Raw genomic sequence first — 19,328 nt, forward strand, 5'->3', positions numbered from 1 at the left:
AACAGAAGAAAGAATAATATAAATACAAAACAGAATATGAGAATAGGTAGATTTTTGCTAGCTGCAGTGATTTCGGCATCTGCTGCCACTGCCATGGCTACACCACAAGCCGATAAAGGTAAAATGGATAAGTTTATTGACAACCTGATGGGGAAGATGACTTTACAGGAGAAGATCGGTCAGCTCAACCTTCCTGTGTCGGGTGAAATTGTTACCGGACAAGCTAAGAGTAGTGACGTAGCCGGAAAGATAAGAAAAGGCCAGGTCGGCGGCCTTTTCAATGTGAAAGGAGTGGATAATATTCGTGAAGTACAAAAGATTGCCGTAGAACAGAGTCGTCTGAAAATTCCTTTGTTGTTTGGTATGGATGTCATTCACGGATATGAGACTGTCTTCCCTATTCCTTTGGCACTCTCTTGTAGCTGGGATATGAAGGCTATCGAAGAATCCGCCCGTATAGCAGCCAAAGAATCCAGTGCCGATGGTATTTGCTGGACTTTCAGTCCTATGGTTGATATCTGTCGCGATCCTCGTTGGGGCCGTATGTCTGAAGGTGGAGGTGAAGACCCTTATTTAGGTTCGGAGATATCGGTTGCTATGGTAAAAGGTTATCAGGGTGACGATCTGACGGATAAGAACACCATCATGGCTTGCGTGAAACACTTTGCCCTGTATGGTGCACCCGAAGCAGGTCGTGACTATAACACAGTGGACATGAGTCACCTAAGTATGTTCAATAATTATTTTCCTCCTTACAAAGCAGCTATTGATGCAGGTGTGGGTAGTGTGATGACTTCTTTCAACGTGGTCGATGGCATTCCTGCTACCGGTAATAAATGGTTGATGACCGATGTGCTGCGTGACCGCTGGGGATTTGATGGTTTTGTGGTAACGGACTATACAGCCATTTCCGAAATGATTGCTCACGGGATGGGGGACTTGCAACAAGTATCTGCCATGTCGCTTAGTGCCGGAACTGATATGGATATGGTTGCAGACGGGTTCCTCACTACTCTGGAGAAGTCCCTGAAAGAAGGAAAAGTAACAATGACGGAAATAGATAAAGCCTGCCGTCGTATTCTCGAAGCGAAATACAAGCTCGGATTGTTTGATGATCCTTATAAATATTGTGATGCAAGCCGGGTAAAGAAAGATATCTTCACTGCGGAGAATCGTGCTGTAGCCCGTAAAATAGCTACTGAAACATTTGTGCTTCTGAAAAATGAAAATAACCTGCTCCCATTGCAGCGTAAAGGTAAAATAGCTTTGGTTGGTCCGTTAGCTAATACAAAGGCCAATATGCCGGGTACATGGAGTGTGGCGGCTGCTTTTGATAAATACAATTCCTTGTATGATAGCATGAAGCAATCATTGGCAGGTAAAGCGGAAGTACTTTATGCAAAAGGATCGAATCTGATGTATGACGCCCAAAGAGAGGCAGAAGCTACCATGTTCGGTCGTGAGATGCGTGATCCGCGTAGCGCACAGGAATTGTTGGATGAGGCTCTGAATATAGCTTCGCAGGCTGATGTAATTGTAGCAGCTGTCGGTGAATCGTCTGAAATGAGCGGTGAATCCAGTAGCCGTACTAATCTTGAAATGCCGGATGCCCAGCGCGATCTTCTGATAGCATTGAAAAAGACAGGTAAACCGATTGTTTTGGTCTATTTTGCAGGTCGTAGCACGGTGATGACTTGGGAGCAGGAAAACTTCCCGGCTATATTGAATGTATGGTTCGGAGGCAGTGAAGCAGCCGATGCGATATGTGATGTTGTATTCGGAGACGTATCCCCCAGTGGTAAACTGACTACTACATTCCCTAAGAATGTCGGACAGATTCCTTTATACTACAATCATCTGAATACTGGTCGCCCTCTTGAAGCAGGAAAGTGGTTCACTAAGTTCCGTAGTAACTACCTTGATATAGACAATGAACCTCTTTATCCATTTGGATATGGTCTGTCATACACCACATTCCGGTATGGTGACCTCCAACTTAGTAACAACTCTATGAATGAAAATGGTAAGATAACGGCTTCTGTCACTGTAACCAATACGGGCAACTATGATGCTGATGAAATTGTACAAATGTATATCCGTGATATGGTAGGAAGTGTAGCACGTCCGGTAAAAGAGCTGAAAGGCTTCGAACGTATTCATTTGAAGAAAGGAGAAAGCCGTACTGTTTCTTTCGATATCACAGCAGAACAACTGAAATTCTATAACAGTGCGTTGAATTGGGTATGTGAACCGGGTGAATTTGAAGTGATGGTTGGCGGAAATAGCCGGGATGTACAAACAAAGAAATTTAGTTTGGAATAATATACATAGCTAAAGAGACGTTTTCAATAAGGTTAGTTTAGGTATATTCATCAAATATGGTCAAACGATAGAAAGAGAATGAAGTCTCAATTTATTGTTTGACCATATTTTAATAAGTATTTTGAATGTAGGTAACCTTTGCCTGCCTACATTTTTAGTTTATTGAACCTCGAAACTTCCCTTCAACCGAATATCCTCCGAAGAAGCCCCCACCATCACCGAGAAACTTCCCGGCTCTACTGTAAACTGATTATTCTTATCCCATAATCCCAAGTCTTGAGGAGTAAGTGTAAAGCTAATCGTTTGTTCTTCTCCCGGTTGCAAATGAATGCGTTCGAAACCACGTAATACTTTATCGTAGGTTGTTACACTACTAAAATCATCACGGATATAAAGCTGGACCACTTCATCCCCTGCTTTCTTTCCTGTATTCTTTACAGTGCATGAAAGAGTGATATTCTCTTGTGCCCCGATAACCGGTTTGGAGATCTTCAAGTTTGAATAATTGAAAGTCGTATAACTTAAACCATATCCGAAAGGATAAAGCACACCGGCAACGCGGACTTTTCCTTTAGAATCCGAACCCGGTTTGAATGGGAAAGCGAAAGGTATCTGTCCCACAGATTTCGGGAAAGTAACAGCCAGACGTCCGCCCGGGTTATAGTCTCCGAAAAGAACTTTGGCAATGGCATCTCCCATGAATTCGCCGGGGAACCAGGCATGAATGATGGCAGGAACATATTTGTTTGCCCAATTGATAGTAGCTGCTCTTCCGTCTACCATTACCAGAACGACAGGTTTTCCTGTGGCATAAACAGCTTCCAATAATTGCTGTTGGCGCCCGCAGAGATCGAGGTTGGTACGTGAGAATTCTTCCCGAACCGTCTTCTCATTTCCACCTAATACAAGGATAGCGACATCCGAAGCCTTTGCTAATTCTACGGCTTCATTAATCATCGCTTGCTCCTGTGTGTCTAATGGAACATTGTATAGTTCACTCTCCGGGAAATACTTATCAATAATATCACAACCTTTTGCATAGCGAACTTCTGCATTGGGCAGATATTCTTTGATTCCCTGATAGACAGTCTTTATAGATGCATTGGCCGGACCGTATCTGCAAGTCAGTTCTTTCACTTCTTCCGCATTCGGACCGATAACAGCTATTTTGCTAAAACTCTTGGATAGCGGAAGCATCTCTTTTTCATTCTTCAAAAGCACGATGGACTCTAAAGCTGCTCTCATAGATACATCCTGATGGGCGGCATTATGCACTACCACTTCCGGGCGACGGTCATCACCGGGATACGGATTATCAAAAAGCCCCATCATAAACTTGACACGGAGAATCTCACCAACACGTTGATCGAGCGTATGCAGAGAGACTTTTCCCTCACTAATAGCACGACGCAATGGAAGAATAAAATCCTGTGGCGGAGTGAAGTTCGTGCGGATATTCAATCCGGCATTTACCACTTGTGCAGCCATTTCTTCTTCAGTCGGAGTGATACGATGTTTAGTGTGTAGAAATTCCACCGCTTCACTATCCGAAACTACATATCCCTTAAATCCCCATTGCTGACGCAGAATTTCCGTGAGGAAATGATAACTTCCGGAAACAGGCTCCCCGTCATAGTCATTGTAAGAACTCATGACGCCCAATGCACCCGCCTCCTGAATACCTTTACGGAATGGTTCCAGATACAGAGTTTTCATCTCACGCGGAGCCACGTGCGGATCGGTACGTGTACCTCCATCGCGTCCACCGACCGGAATACTATAAACGGCAAAATGCTTCGGAGTGGCAACGATTCCTTCACTTTGCAGACCAAGAATCATTTGCTTACCCAATTCGCCTACCAGATAAGGATCTTCTCCATAACTTTCAACTACACGTCCCCAGCGAGGATCTTGTGCGATGTCCAGAATCGGAGCATAAATATTGGTATATCCGAGTGCTTTCGCCTCATCAGCAGTGACTTTCGCAATTTCCCGGATTAGTTTTTTGTTCCACGTGGCACCTTGCCCGCATTGAGCGGGAAACATGGTAGCCCGGTCGTGGCACAATCCGCGTATTCCCTCATTGGTAAAATCGACCGGAATACCCAGTCGTGTCTGTTCCACAAACCAGCGCTGAACGGTGTGGCGATTCTTCACACTGTTGGCATACGGATAGGAGATTTCAGAACCGAACTTACCCAGCCCGTTGGCCTGCTCATCGATATTTCCGATACCGTCTTTCCAGATTTCTGTCGACCATCCGTCGGTAGGCCATGCATCTTTCAGTACCCGTCCCGAACCGTAGAGAGTAGCCATCTGACAGGTCTTCTCCTCCAGTGTCATTTGCGAAAGCAAATCCGCAATACGGGCTTCGATAGGCGCGGAAGGATCTTCATATACATCCTTTACACCGTTCTTGTTGAAGTCAATCCAGGTCTTTTTGTATATATCCTTTGAGTTGTTGCCGGATTTCTTGCCGGCAGGTTGGTTGCTTGCCGAAACGCTGCCGGTATAAACACTTCCGGCAGACAATAACAGGGCGAGACATAGTAATTTCTTCATATCTATTTTATTTCACTGTAAGTATAATGCTTTGCAGATCGGTATCTCTTGAAGAAGCTCCCACCATAATCTTGAAAGTCCCTTTTTCTACTCCATAGTGCATATTAGCGTCATAGTAGGACAGCATTTCGGGAGTGAGAGTAAATGAAACCTCTTTCGTTTCTCCTGCTTTCAAAGGTATGCGGGCAAAGTCCTTCAACTCCTTTACAGGGCGGGTAGCAGAACTGTATTCGTCGCGGATATAGAGCTGAACCGTTTCTTCGCCATCCATTTTTCCGGTATTCGTGACATCTACAGTTACTTTCACGCTTTTGTCAGGAGTGATAGTTGCTTCAGACAGTTTGAGGTTCTCATATTTATACGTCGTATAACTCAAACCGTAACCGAACTCGTACAAAGGTAATGAATTTCCTGTTGCATACGGAAACCAATGGTTGGTAAATTTATGATTGTACATACATTGAATCTGTCCGGTGCTTCTTGGAATCGTAATCGGCAGTTTACCGCTTGGGTTTACTTTTCCGTAAAGAATTTCCGCCAAAGCCTGCCCCCCGGCTACTCCCGGCTCCCATGCTTCGATGATACACGGCATATTTTCATCTATCCATTCGGTAGTCAGCGGACGGCCGTTGACAAGGATAACGACTGTCGGAACCCCCGTAGCAGCTACAGCCTTCACCAATTCCTGTTGACGTCCCGGCAAAGAAAGTTCATAACGGTCGCTGTTCTCTCCGCACGTCTTCTCGTTCCAATGGTAACGCATTGAGTTTTCTCCTACCACCAGAATCGCCAGATCGGAGTTGCGTGCCTGTTGCACTGCTTCCTTTATTTGATTGTCCGATAGCAAACGTACGTTCCAGCCGAGATCAAGGAAATTATAATTCGTTTCGGGGCTGATAGCTTTCAGACCTTTCAATACGGTAGTGACATGTTCTTCCGGTTGTTCCATTGCCCAGTCACCTAAGATAGACTGATTGTTGGCATTATGTCCGGTAACAAACACTTTCTTATATTTCGAAGCATCCAATGGCAGCATATTACCTTCATTTTTCAACAGGACGATAGACTTCCGCGCTCCTTCCAGTGCAGTTTGTTGATGTTTCTCATTAAAGACAATTTCATCTTTCTTTTTCAGGTCGATAAACGGATTCTCGAACAATCCTAACCTGAATTTAACTTCCAGAATCTTAGAAACGGCAGCATCTATCTGCTTTTCAGGAATACTCCCTTCTTTCACACACTCAATGATAGCTTCGTAGAATTCCGGTCCATGCATGTGCATTCCCATTCCGGCATCTACACTGATCCGGTAAGCGTCTTTCAGCGTTTCAGCTACGTTGTGATAGTCGTGCATGCGCTCAATATCCATCCAGTCGCTGACAACAAAACCGTCAAACTTCCACTGATTGCGTAATACTTCCGTCATCAGATATTTGTTTCCGTGACAGGGAATCCCGTTCAACTCATTATGAGCCGTCATCACTGTAAATACACCCGCTTCCAGACAATCTTTGAAAGGCGGGAAGAATACCTCCTGCAACGTTCTTTCCGATAACTCGGCAGGAGCACCGTTGATTCCGTTGGCTGGCTGACTGCCACCTACAAGATGCTTTGCACACGCAATCACTTTATCGTTTCCCGTGAAATCCTTTGTCTGGAATCCGCGTACGGTAGCCGCCCCCATCTGTCCTACCAGATAGGGATCTTCGCCGAATGTTTCGCCCACACGTCCCCAGCGAGCGTCACGTGCCACTTCCACGTTCGGAGTAAACGTCCAGTGCATACCGCTGGCACGCATTTCAATAGCAGTCTCCCGCGACATCCGTTCTACCAGTGCAGGGTCAAAAGTAGCTGCCTGTCCGATAGGAGTGGGGTAAATGGTCGAACCACGATACAAACCGTTTCCATGAATGGCGTCAATGCCAATCAGGAGTGGAATCTTCAGGCGGCTTTGCTGTGCCAACGATTGCAGATAATTGGCTTCTTCGGCCTTTACCACGTGCAGAAACGAGCTAATCAGTCCTTTTTTCGTCATCTCTTCCACATCGGAAGAATGTAGATTGGGATAGAAACCCTGCGAATGACTGTGTTTCAAGTCTTCGGCGGACATATCCTTTTCTGCTTTCTTCATGTGTTCCAATCCCACGTATTGGCACATTTGGGCAACTTTTTCCTCCAATGTCATTTGAGACATCAGGCTGGAGACACGTTCGGACACAGGCAGCGTAGGATCGGTGTAATCTTTGCTTTTATCCTGGCAAGCTAATGTGGAAATGCCGATAGCACAACAAATTCCCATAGCGATGAATGTTTGTCGCATATTTCTTTTTTAATTTGAATGATTATTGTTATCTGAGTGATTATTATTTAGTTAACAAATCCAGTACCTCCTGTTCAATCACATTTCCTTGTGAATCGCAGAAACCGAATCCTGCTTTATATTCCCAATAAGAGTAGGAGATGTGACGATCCTTCAAGATAGATACTACGTCCCGTATCCATTCCATTCTGTCGGCGGCCGGAGTCTTTTTGTAGCATCCGAATTCACCGCAGTAGAGTTGCACGCCGAGACTGCTGGCTTTCATCTCCGCTTTCAATACGAGTGACTCAAGCGTGGTTTTATCATACGTTCCCATATAAGGAGTCACCAGCTTTTGCATCGCTTCGGATAGTTGGTTGAAGTCCGCCTCTTCTATCAGTTCGCCCGGATAGTGAATGGGTACATTCAGGTCTTTTTCTTCCGTCCACTCGGCTTGGTAGTGCGTGAGGGGATGTGGGTTGTAGAAGTGGAAACTCAGGATGATATTCGGGTCACCGCTGGGAATAGTCAGTTCGTTGAAAGTGTTGACACTCTGCCAGCGGTTGGAGCCGATGATGAGTTTACGTTCGGGTTCCGTTTGCCGGAGTTCACGAATCAGTTGGGCGGAAAGAGAGTTCCATTGTGAGGCGTAAGGGGCTACCGGTTCATTCAATAACTCGTAGGCAACGAGATCATTGGGATACTGGTTCAACTCTTCCGCCAGTGTTTTCCATAAGTCGAGATATTTATACTGGGCGTCTTTGTCTGTCCAGAGTTTGGGGACAACGGTGGTAGTTCCACTTTCAGGGTATATCTTGTTGTCGCCTGTTTTACTGTCGGAGAAGAATACATCGTCGAAATACATTGTTTCTCCTTCTTCCGGACGAAGAGCCACGCGACCGCAGTTTTTATTATAGTTGGATACGTCTACAGCGATTTCTTCCCATTCATTTGCCGTAGTATTGGTATATCCGTAGTAACCATCGTTCGTATTGTTCTCGTCACTCAATACGACGGTTATAGTGCTTTTGGTGCTTTTGTATATTTTGGCACGCAGGTACTTGAACTGCATTTTGCCTGACCCGACAGGAATAATGGTAAAATCTTTTTTCTTGGCGTTCGACCAAGTATCCACTCCTGATTTTCGTACCACAGAGAACACCTTGTTGCTGGTGTTTATACCGCTTTTGCTGGGATTGTCCACGTTGTTCACCGTCACGCCGGAGCCATTGGCAAACCATCCCGCCCATTTCATATCTTCAAATGTGTCGTAGAAACTCTCAATCGGGTCGCCCGATGTAGTGACCGTTGTATTGAAGTTATGATCGCGCAATACGTGCAGGTCTACAATCACTTTCATTCCGGCATCCCGGCACCATCCTATGGCATTGTGCAACAGTGTGAATGCTTCCGGTATCTTCTGACCGTCTTCCGTGAAGAACAGTTTTTCGTCTATCGGCAGACGGATGTGGTCGAAACCGTATCCTGCCAGCTTTTGTGCTTCGGCTTGTGAGAAGCCGTTGGCGGGGATGGCGTCTACCTGCGACAGCCAGTTACTGATATTCACCCCTTTGTTGATGGCAAAAGGAACATAGCTTTGCGGTTCTCCTCCGTTGCTGATTACTTCATCTTTTTCGGAACAGGAGGCTATCAGGCATGCAAACAGACAGGCCAGATAGATTATAAGTCTTTTTTTCATACAATTCTTGTTTTAATGGTTTACTCTGTTGCTTCGGTTACTTGGATAATAGCTTCACGGGTGGTTTCCTTAGTCGGAGTCTTTACAATCAGTTCGAGGTGGAAAGTGCCGATGGTCGAAGGAATGTACGTCAATCCTACTCCTTTATGAATTTCCCTTCCATCCAGATACCATGTCCCCTCGCATAGTTCGGCAGGAGTGTATTGTACATTGATGGAAAGCACCTGATTCAATGGAATACTGAATTTACCCAACGTGCCATCCTCCTGTTTGTCCGGCCAGCGGCCTAATATGCGCGGATATTCGTCAGTGGTCAGTACCGGAGTGTCTATATCGTCGCTGCAACCACTCATGGCAAACAGAGATACCAGCAACGTGCATATAAATATTATTTTCTTCATAATCGTTTTTTCTTTTAGTGTTGATGATCTTAGGTTTATTTGTCCCACCATACCGGTGAATTCCAGTCGTCTTTGCCTCCCATAGCCTGGATGGCAGATTGATAACCCTCCGGATTGTACGAACTTTCAAAGAGCGGGTAGCAGAGACGCAGCGGTGTAGTCTGCGAATCAATCGTCACTGCCCCGTAGTGGGGAGAAGGAAGCAACACCGGAATGTCTGTTCTTCTCCAGTTGGCATATCCTTCGGGGATATTGTTGAAGTGCAGAATCCATAATTGGGTGTTGATAGCAGTAAGCTGTGCATCCAATCCGCTGGCAGGTAGTGAATTAGCCTGCAGATAGGTATCGATGACCTGATCGTCAAAAGTCTTGGCACCGAATTTCTCCAGGAAATGGATGGCTGCGCGTACTCCGTTTTTATAATGGGTGGAAGCGTCGGCACCTGTTGTGATGTCTCCTGCCCAGCGGGCTTTTGCTTCCGCCAGTAATAATTCCGCTTCCGCGTATGTCATAATCACTCCGGGCATATCGCCTTTCAGGAAAATGTTGTTGAGCTGCGGACGGGTAGCTTTGTCCTGCCATTTATTAGTCAGTTTGCTCCAATAGCCCTCCGGCCATGTACCGTTGCTGTACCAGAAGTAACCCGGGTTGCAAGGCTGAAACTTGGCAGCTTCCGTATTCTGCATTTCCTCCGTCAGATCCACACGTCCGAATGGATTGTTTGCCGAACTTTCGTCATAGCAGCGTCCGAATACAAACTGCCGCGGGTCGGAAGTAGCGTCCAGTTGTTTCCAGAATGTGCTGCAGAGATAAGCCGTAGGATATGCTTCGCGCCCTCTCCATAGTTGGGCGAGTCCGTTTCTGCGGAATTCGTTGGATGCCCAGTCCTGAATATCGGTGTAAGCAATCAGGGCATCGTCAGCGGCCGATTGCATTAGGCCGGCTTCCTGACCGACAGCTTTGATGGCTTCTGCTTTTGCCAGTTCCGGATCTGCGTTTACGATGCGCATTGCATAGCGCAGGTGCAGGGAGTTGGCAAAACGTTTCCATTTGTCGATATTCCCTTGAAAGATAATATCTCCTGTGACTTTGTCACCACTGGCGGTGAGAGCATCTGCCGCTTCGCCGAGTTCTTTCAGGAAATCCTTGTATATCAGTTCCTGTTTGTCGTAGGCAGGCTTTACGTTACCGGTGATAAAGCCTTTACCCGCTTCGAAGTAAGGGCAGTCGCCGTACATATCCGTCAGTATGGAGAAAAGATATACTTTATAAATACGGGCAACGGAGTGGATGTTCACTTCCCGTTCGTTATCCTTGGTCTTGTCCAGAATGTCGACAATGTTCTTGATGAGTGCCGGGTACATCAGGTTCCATGTGTTTCCCATTTCCGCATCATTTTTGCGATACTGTCCGCCATAGTTGGTGGTGTTCCAGTCGCCTTGCATATATTGTGCGAAAGCAGCCAGATAGAATGGATAGGGCTGGCACATTTGCCAATGTCCCCATGTTTGCAACTGAATCATAGACAGTTGCTGGTTCGGGTCGGTAGAGGACGACTTGGAAGGGTCTGTATTCAGTTCCTCAAAGTCGGTGCAGGCTCCCAGCAGCAGACCGCATATACATAACATACCGAAGGCGATTTTATAGATTGTTTTCATGATTGCTTACTATTAGAATTTTACGTTAACATTGAAACCATAGCTTCTTCTGGATGGCAGCGAGCCGTATTCCAGTCCCATACCCGAGCCGTTGTTGTAGTTGGAGTCCGGGTCGATGTTCGGTACGTTCTTGTAGATGATGAACGGGTTACGTGCCACGAACGATACGGATACGGCATCAAACACTTTGCTGATCCATCTTTTGGGCAGGCGGTAAGCCAACGTAATTTCGCGCACCTTTACGTAAGAGTTGTCGTAGATAAACGGAACCGGAGTCTGATCGGCTATATGTTTCCAATATACTTCGGGGTCGACAAACTTCTTGTTTTCCGCGAAACTTCCGTCAGGCATTTCTACCACGCCCTCTACTACGTAACCGCCTGTCGCTTCCCAATTGCTTTCTTTCACTCCGGCTTGCAGTCGTTGCTCTTCCGATTCATACCAGCCGTCGCGTCCTGCAAGAGTAGCTTTGTCTTTTCCGGTCATGTAAGAAGAACGGGCGGACATGGAATAGACATCGGCGCCTACCTTAATATCGAAGATGGCAGACAAGGAGATGTCGCGGTAAGTCAGGTTGGTGGTGATACCTCCTGTCCATTTCCAGGTGGCGTTGCCCAGTACTCGCAAGTCTTCCGTCACTTTCGGAAGTCCCGTAGAAGCATCTACGATAATCTGTCCGGCGTCGTTTCTCAAGAAGTCTTTTCCGAGGATGGAGCCGTAGTTTTGACCTTCTACGGCAGCTACCTTCACGTTAATCCAGCGTGCCGATTCTAATTCAAATTCTTTAATACCTGAAGCTAATCTTTTTACCTTATTACTATTCTTTGAGAAGTTGATATTCAAGTCCCATGAAAAATCTTTCGTCTGTATGGGGCGTGTGTTCAGTGCGATTTCCACTCCTTTGTTCTCTATTTCTCCAGCGTTAATCAGCATAGAGTTATAACCGGAAGTACCTGTGGTGTTGAGGCGCATAATCTGGTTACTACTTTTCTGGGTGTAGTAGGTGAAATCTAGTCCGATGCGGTTTTTCAGGAATTTCAGTTCCAGTCCCACTTCGGCAGAGTTGGTCTTGGTCGGTTTCAGGTCTTTGTTCGGAATCGTCGTATTGGCGATTTGAGACAGTGCGTACCCTGAATAGTTTTTGGGAGACAGTTCGTAGGACAGTCCCAATTGGTAAGGATCTGTGTCGCTACCTACCTGTGCCCATGAAACTCTCACTTTACCGTAAGGCAATAGCGTCGGATTGATCTTAAAGAATTCCGAGAATAGGAAACTTCCTGATACCGAGGGGTATAGATAAGTGTTGTTTCCCGATGGCAGAGTGGAAGAGTGGTCACCGCGCAGTGTGGCGTCGAGGTAGACGAAGTTGCCGTAAGCCAGGTTGATAGAACCATAGAGGGAGTTAATCTGCTTGCGATAGGTTCCTTCGGTGATCTCTTTGCTTGTGAAGCTTTGCAGGGCAATCACGTCACGCATCACCATTTCTTTGGCAGTCACAATCTGGGTTTTGTTGTCCACTTTGTAGAGGTTGCCGCCGATGGTTACTCCATAGTCGAATTTCTTATAACTGTTGTTGTAGATGGCCAGTGCTTCTACGTTATACATTCTGTTTCTGAAATCGCTGATTTGCAACTGTCCCTGTTCGAATCCCGGTGATGTAGGGGCAGCATACTCCTGAAAGTTCATAAAGTTGATGTCCGCACCACCGGTCACCTGAATCTTAAGGTGTTCGTTGACGTTGTAGCGTACCAGTGCCGAACCCATGAACTTATCTTTTCCCGATTCATTGGTCATTTCGTTGAGCACCCAGTAAGGGTTGAGGTTCCATACGTCCCGTCCGTTCCAGTCGTAGTAGTTGCCGTCGGCATCTTTGTAGTTGTCGCGCAGCCATTTCTGGTCGTAGGTCGTTGCCAGAGACATCAGGTTCTTGGCAGGGTTGGCACGGTGGTCAGACAGTGCGGGACGGTTCTTTACGTCTTCACGGGTGTAAGTCACCTTGAAGTCGAGGTCTACTTTCTTGTTGATGGTCGTGTTGGCACGCAGGTTCAACGTATTACGGCTCATCTTCGTGTTGGGGAGAATGTCTTTGTTGCGCATGTCCGTATAAGTGGCGCGGATACCCGTGTCATCTTTCACGGTGCTGACAACGATGGTGTTGGTGGTGGTCATACCGGTTCTGAAGAAACCGTCGATATTATTGGGAATGACCACATACGGGCGGGTGACTCCGTCGAAATACGTCAGGTTCAGTCCCGGATCAATCTTCGGTCCCCAGTTCTTGTTGGAAGAATATTGGTCGTCTGTACCGTTGATACGTCCGCCGGTTCCCTGTCCGTAGACATACTGTACATCGTCCCACTTCGTCAATTGTTTTTCGAAAGTAGTGGTACTGTTCAGCTCCACTGCAAATTTCTTTTTGGTACTTGCCTTCTTGGTAGTGATAAGGATTACACCGTGAGAAGCGCGGCTACCGTACAAGGCAGATGCTGCCGGGCCTTTCAATACGGACATGCTTTCAATATCGTCCGGGTTGATGCTGGAGATACCGTCGCCGAGGTCATAACCTCCGTATTGTCCGGCACTTCCGTAGTTACTGTTGTCCAAAGGCACACCGTCTACTACATAGAGCGGCTGATTGTTGCCGGTCATCTCCGTGCTACCGCGGACGATCACTCTGGACGAACCGGAAGGACCGCCGGCAGTCTGGCTGATAACCAGTCCCGGAATCTTTCCTGCCAGCGAGTTGATGACATTGGTTTCTTTCGCTTTTTCAAGCTCTTCGCCTTTCACCTCACCGATGGAATAACCAAGCGCTTTCCGTTCCCGTTTGATACCCAGTGCGGTAACAACTACTTCATCGATGATTTTGCTGTCTTCTTTCAAGACGATTTTAAGATTAGATTGTCCTTTTACCTGTACTTCTTCCGAACGATAGCCCACATAACTTACTATTAATGTAGCGTTTCTGGAAGCGTCGATACTGAATTGACCGTTGAAGTCGGTAATCACTCCCTGGGAAGTTCCTTTGACGGCGATACTGGCTCCGATTAACGGTTCACCTTGTTCATCCGTAACAGTGCCTTTTACTTTGGTAGTTTGCTGTACAATTTGATGATTTACTTCATCTTCCGCATATCCATACATAGGTATGAATAGCAACAGACAGAGAAATAGGGTTAACTGCTTTTTCATCTTAAATAGATTATTAGATTGTTGATTTACCTCGCAAATATAGGACGTAACCATGTCCTGACGGGTTTGAAAGCTATCGGAATAGGTTGAAAAACTATCGGATTTGCATCTTTTCGTCTTTTTATGCTGCAAGTATACAAAAAGAATCTGGTATTAAAGGATAGGATAGCTGTTATAATAATGTTATAAACGGCTGTTTGGGTGCTGATGTATAGGGAAATAGATGTAATGAAGCAGGGAAGCATACCTTATCTCCCCTTTCTTTTTATATTAAGTAACCGGTCTTCTTACATTAGACTATCGGTATAGTTAGCTTCCCACGGCCGTGACGACTTCTCTCCACAGCCATGACGAGAAGCTACCACGGCCGTGGGAAGATCTCACCACGGCCGTGGTGAATGTACCATATCGGTAGTTTAACGGATAGATAACGAAAGGATAACAGATGTATGCCGGTTGTGTTTCCTATGTATATCGGTTGCATTTCTTATGTAATACAGGGAATCAGGACGAGACATAGGGTGAGGGTAATTCTTACCCTCACCTTTACCCTCACACCTGCAATGCCGATGAATAAGGAGATGCAGAAGAGGGTGAGGGTGTGAGGGTAAAAGTGATGCAAACTTTTATTTAGAGAAATTTGCTTGGAGATACTCCGAAATGCTTTTTAAATGCTGTACTAAAGTACTTGGAATCTGTGAAACCGACCAGGAGAGCGACATCCTGCACCGGAAGCCCTTGTTTTAGTAGGTTGGCAGCTTCTGTCATGCGCATGAGTTTTATAAATTCGTTAGGCGCCTGTCCTGTCAGAGCTTTCAGTTTTTCGTAGAATATCGTACGACTTAACGCCAGTTCGCGGGAGAGCTGGTTGATGGTGAAGTCCGGGTTTGCCAGATTTTCGGTAATGAGTCTTGTGCAACGTTCCAGAAACTCTTTGTCCATGGCAGATAAGAGGTTGGCACATTCCGTATCCTCTTTCTTTTCACTTGATTCGGCAGCAGGGACGGAAGGAAGCGAATGAGAAAGAAAATACTGTCGCATAATCTTGCGGTTCTGTAATACTCCCTTTATTTTTGTCTTTAGGATTTCCGTATCGAAAGGCTTGGTCAGATAATCGTCCGCTCCGCTTTCCAATCCTTCGAGGATGGCGTCTTTCTCCGTTTTGGCAGTCAGCAAGATAACGGGGATATGCGAAGTGGTGAAGTCTGATTTGATCCGTCGACACAGTTCGTCTCCTTGAATCCCAGGCATCATGACGTCAGAGATTATCAAATCCACAGATTTATCTTGCAGATATTCCAGTGCGGATTCTCCGTCAGGCTTGTCGATGACGGTGTAGATGGAGGCAAACGTTTTTTTCAGGTAGAAACGCAAATCGTCGTTGTCCTCCACAATCATGATTCGTTCTTTGGCGTTGCGGGCTGTTTGGGGTGGATCGTTTTCTCCGTATAAGTCTGTATTCTCAACTGTTCCTGCCTCCTGGTCTATGCTTTCCTCCGGAGATAGCTCATTGTCGATATCTTCTGTGGGGATATTCGAAATGGATGCAGAGAGAATGGATGCAGAGAGAGGAGACGTTTTCTCCGGCAAAATGTAGCGTGCGAGATGACGGTTCCCTTTTCGGAAAGTAAGCAGGAAGGTGGAACCTTCGCCTTCGTTGCTGGTAAAGGAAATGTTTCCTTTGTGCAGTTTCATCAGGCGGCGGGTCAGCAGTAATCCGATACCGCTTCCGGTTTCTTTGGAGTTGACTGCGTTTTCGGCACGGTAGAAGTTGGAGAAAATGTATCGTTGTGCTTTACGTGGGATACCTATACCGTTGTCTCTGACTTCTATGGTTATCTTTTTATCGTTCTGTTCTACTGTGATTGAAATATCTCCGCCGGAGGGAGTGTATTTCACTGCGTTCGAAAGCAGGTTATCGAATATTTTGTCCGCTTTATCTTTATCCATCCAAAGTGAGACGGGGGCTTCAGGCACTGATAATTCCATCCGGATTTGTTTGCTTTCGCAAAGGGACTGGAAACTGAATACCTTTTCCTGCAAGTATGATTTCAAATCGTACTCCGCTACCTGAAGCGTGAGATGTGTGGTGTCAATCTTCTGGAAGTCGAGCAGTTGCGTGATTAAGTTGTATAGCTTTTCTGTATTTTTGCGGGCTATCTGAAGGTATCGCTTCCCTTCTCCGGACAGTCCGTCCTCCTTGCTTAAATCGCTAAGCGGAGCCATGATAAGCGTTACCGGAGTGCGGATGTCATGGGCGGTGTTGATGAAGAACTGTATCTTTTCGGAGAAATGCTTCTTCTCCATCTTGTTGGCAAAGAAACGCCAGATAAAATAGGTGATACCTGCCAGTAGGATGATATATATCAGCCAGGCGATGGCTGTATTCCAGAAAGGTTGCGCTATGTGTATGCGGATGGTTTGCTCGTCCAGTTGCTGTCCTCCGTTTTTGCTCATGCTTTTCACGTGGAAAGTGTAGTTTCCCGGTGGAATGTTGGTATAACGGATGCTTAACTCGTTGGTAGGTGCACTCCAACTTTGTTCGAAACCTTCCAGTTGATAGCTGTACTGAATATCTTGCTGATATTGGTAGGAGACAGAGATAAATGAAAGGAGGAAAGAATTCTCGTTATACTTCAATTCAATCGTTTTTCCTTCATTCAGCATCCGGTTGAATTGAATCTTCTTTTTCTCGGTCTTTTCACGCGACTTTTGCGGAACTTCGAAGGAGGTGAACAACAAAGGGGCTTTGTAAAGATGCCGGGTGAAGTTCTTCGGACTGAAGCGCACTGCACCGTTGGTACTTCCGTAAACAAAATCCCCGTTTCGTAGACGGGTGTAGGACATGAAGTTAAATTCGTTTGCCAGTCCGTCGAGGAAGCCGATGTTGGTGATGGCCGGAGAAGGTGAGGTGGTGATGTAAGCCAGTCCCTTGTCCGTGCTAAGCCATAGATGTCCTTCGTTGTCGGGAAGGATACTGTATACATAGTTGGAAGGCAGACCGTCTGCTGTGGAATAGGTGACGGCTTTGCCTGTTTTCAAATCTAATAGGTTGATGCCACCACCATCCGTACCGAACCATACCTTATCGGGAGTGGGGAAATACATGGAGTAGATGAAGCTGTTGCTTCGGGTGTCGGCATTGGAAGGTGAGGTGAAATACTGTTTGAAGTTACCGGTTTGTTTGTTCAGCAGGTAGAACCCGTTTGCTGTGGCAAGGGCTATCGTGTCTTTACCGACTGTGGTTATCGAGTTGATAAGCGTGATGCTGTACGGAGTAAACTTTTCTGCCTTTCCCGCTTGAGGCGGGGTATATCGGATGAGGTTGCCGTACATGCCGCCAAACCATAAGTCTTTGTTATTGTCCTCTACGATGGAATAAATGTAGTTCGTTGTTAGTGTGCCCGGACGTTCGGTGGTGAGATGCTGGCGGATGCCGGTTTGTTTGTTGAGGCAGTAGACGCCTGTGCCGTAACCTCCGGTCCATACATTGCCATTCTCATCGTTGCAGAGAGTCAGGAATACATTTTCTTTCAGGAAATGTTTCCAGGTTCCGGATTTTATCAGGTGTACGCTGATTCCTTGATTTGTGGCATACCATAAGTCGCCTTCATGATCTTCGAGGATAGCGTTGACATGATTGTTAATCAGTGATTGCGGGTTTTTATACTCATGCTGGGTAAGCTCGAAAAGATATTTTTTCGGATTAGCGTATGCTACACCTCCTGTATAGCTGCCGATCCATAGATTGGAAGAGCTGTCTTTGCAGAGGGCATAAATACCGTTTCCTTTCAGTTCCCCTTCTTCTTCGAGATTGGCATTGAGGAAAGACCAGGAGTGTACGCCGTCACGGGTAGCTGCATAGACGCCTGCTCCGTCTACTCCCAGTAATAATGTATGTGCATCGTAAGCGATGATGGAACGGTAGGGGAGATGTGGCAGTTGATTCAGCGATCCGTTCGAGAGAAACTCCCCGGTACGGGTGTCCTTTACTTTTATTCCGGAATTGAAAGTGCCTATCCAGAGCAGATGGGTTGCGGGATCATAGAAAACGGACTGGATATAAAGGTCGGATAATAGGGTGCTGACTGTTCCGTTTTGCAGATTGCGTTCGTACAATCCTTCGGTAGTGGCGATATACAGAGTTTCGTTGGATGGGGAGAAATGGATGGAGTTGATACATTTCTTTTTTAGTATATTCTCTGTGTGGCGGTTAGTGTTGTCGTAGCAGAACAAGCCATTTTTCAGTCCGAACCAGAAATGATCGGACGAGTCGATGAAGAGATTGTTCAGGAATATTCCGCTTTCCGTCAGTTCCGTTACGTCAATCTCCAGTGTGAAGGCGTCAGAGATGGGGTCATATCTGAATACTTTGCCGGCACTGGTATAAGCCCAAAGCGTTTCGTGTGAGTCTTTCGTCAGGTAAATCATACGTCCGGCTCCGTCAACGATGATGTCTTCACCGAAAAGGCTGTAGTTTTTTACGGTTCTTCCGTTGAAGCAATCCACCCCTGAACGTGTAGAAATCCAGATGAAGCCTTTCTTATCTTCGAGGATGGAGAATACGCGCTGGTTGCTTAATCCTTCCTTGGTTGTGAGGTATTGATAGGTAAAAGAGTGACTGTTTACCTGCTTTTCTGATTGTGCGAAAATGGAAAGGGCAGGTAACAGAAGGAAGATGGTCAACAGGCAGAGAGCCGGAAAACGTTTCATGGCTTTTCGTTGGCTCGCAAACCGAAGACTTTTCCCGTCATCTGCTCGATGGGCACTTGCCATACTTTGACATTGCGCACGGCAGGTTCGGAATAGTTGAACTCGCTATCTGTGTAATGACGCATGATAATATCCAATACCCGGCGTTTTTCATCCATATCTTCTATGAATGTCACTTTTCCACGGCACATGGCGCTTTCGGAACGCATACTGTAACTGCACGCTACTTTCTCGTGCTGATATACGAGTTTATGACCGACGCTGAAAGTGATGCAGACATTATTATTATGTTCCAACATTTCCAGCTTGCTGCCTTCGGGACCCGAATGAAGGTATAGGATGCCATTCTCATAACCGAAGTTCATCGGAACTACGTAGGGATTACCTTCTAAATCTGTGATACCTACAAAGCAGGCATCGCAATGGAGGATAATGGACTCGATTCGTTGTTTGTCTTCGATAATGACAGTTTTCATAGATAT

The 19,328-nt window shown here is 46.2% G+C and carries 9 protein-coding genes; 1 reads left to right on the forward strand and 8 read right to left on the reverse strand.

The features are described from left to right. Window positions 1–36: 36 nt before the first annotated feature. Complete coding sequence (bglX, locus tag NQ505_RS05630; RefSeq protein ID WP_009001228.1) at window positions 37–2,322, forward strand: beta-glucosidase BglX; 2,286 nt, start codon at window positions 37–39, stop codon at window positions 2,320–2,322. A 159-nt stretch (window positions 2,323–2,481) separates the two neighbouring features. On the opposite strand, the gene NQ505_RS05635 is transcribed toward bglX, so the two are convergent. From NQ505_RS05635 to NQ505_RS05670, 8 genes are all read right to left on the reverse strand, one after another. Then, window positions 2,482–4,884: a glycoside hydrolase family 3 N-terminal domain-containing protein gene (locus tag NQ505_RS05635; RefSeq protein WP_009001227.1), complete on the reverse strand. Its 2,403-nt coding sequence runs from the start codon at window positions 4,882–4,884 to the stop codon at window positions 2,482–2,484. Window positions 4,885–4,891: 7 nt separating this feature from the next. Then, window positions 4,892–7,204, reverse strand: a complete 2,313-nt coding sequence (locus NQ505_RS05640) for a glycoside hydrolase family 3 N-terminal domain-containing protein (protein WP_009001226.1) — start codon at window positions 7,202–7,204, stop codon at window positions 4,892–4,894. Between the two features lie 43 nt (window positions 7,205–7,247). Beyond that, the gene (locus NQ505_RS05645) at window positions 7,248–8,882 is read right to left on the reverse strand and encodes a cellulase family glycosylhydrolase (protein WP_009001225.1); all 1,635 of its coding nucleotides are present in this window, start codon (window positions 8,880–8,882) and stop codon (window positions 7,248–7,250) included. 20 nt (window positions 8,883–8,902) lie between these two features. Next, a complete protein-coding gene (locus NQ505_RS05650) occupies window positions 8,903–9,283 on the reverse strand; it encodes a hypothetical protein (RefSeq protein WP_007757599.1) in 381 nt (126 codons plus the stop codon). A gap of 35 nt (window positions 9,284–9,318) precedes the next feature. After that, entirely contained in the window at window positions 9,319–10,941 is a 1,623-nt protein-coding gene (locus NQ505_RS05655) for a SusD/RagB family nutrient-binding outer membrane lipoprotein (protein ID WP_009001224.1), read from the reverse strand. 12 nt (window positions 10,942–10,953) lie between these two features. After that, complete coding sequence (locus NQ505_RS05660; RefSeq protein ID WP_009001223.1) at window positions 10,954–14,133, reverse strand: SusC/RagA family TonB-linked outer membrane protein; 3,180 nt, start codon at window positions 14,131–14,133, stop codon at window positions 10,954–10,956. Between the two features lie 630 nt (window positions 14,134–14,763). Next, window positions 14,764–18,846, reverse strand: a complete 4,083-nt coding sequence (locus NQ505_RS05665) for a hybrid sensor histidine kinase/response regulator transcription factor (protein ID WP_009001222.1) — start codon at window positions 18,844–18,846, stop codon at window positions 14,764–14,766. Further along, window positions 18,843–19,322 carry a pyridoxamine 5'-phosphate oxidase family protein gene (locus NQ505_RS05670; protein ID WP_009001221.1) on the reverse strand — a complete coding sequence of 160 codons (480 nt, stop codon included), beginning with the start codon at window positions 19,320–19,322 and terminating at the stop codon, window positions 18,843–18,845. The genes NQ505_RS05665 and NQ505_RS05670 overlap by 4 nt, the downstream gene beginning before the upstream one ends. Window positions 19,323–19,328: the final 6 nt, after the last annotated feature.

The sequence above is a fragment of the Bacteroides sp. D2 genome, from assembly GCF_025147085.1.
Lineage (GTDB): Bacteria > Bacteroidota > Bacteroidia > Bacteroidales > Bacteroidaceae > Bacteroides.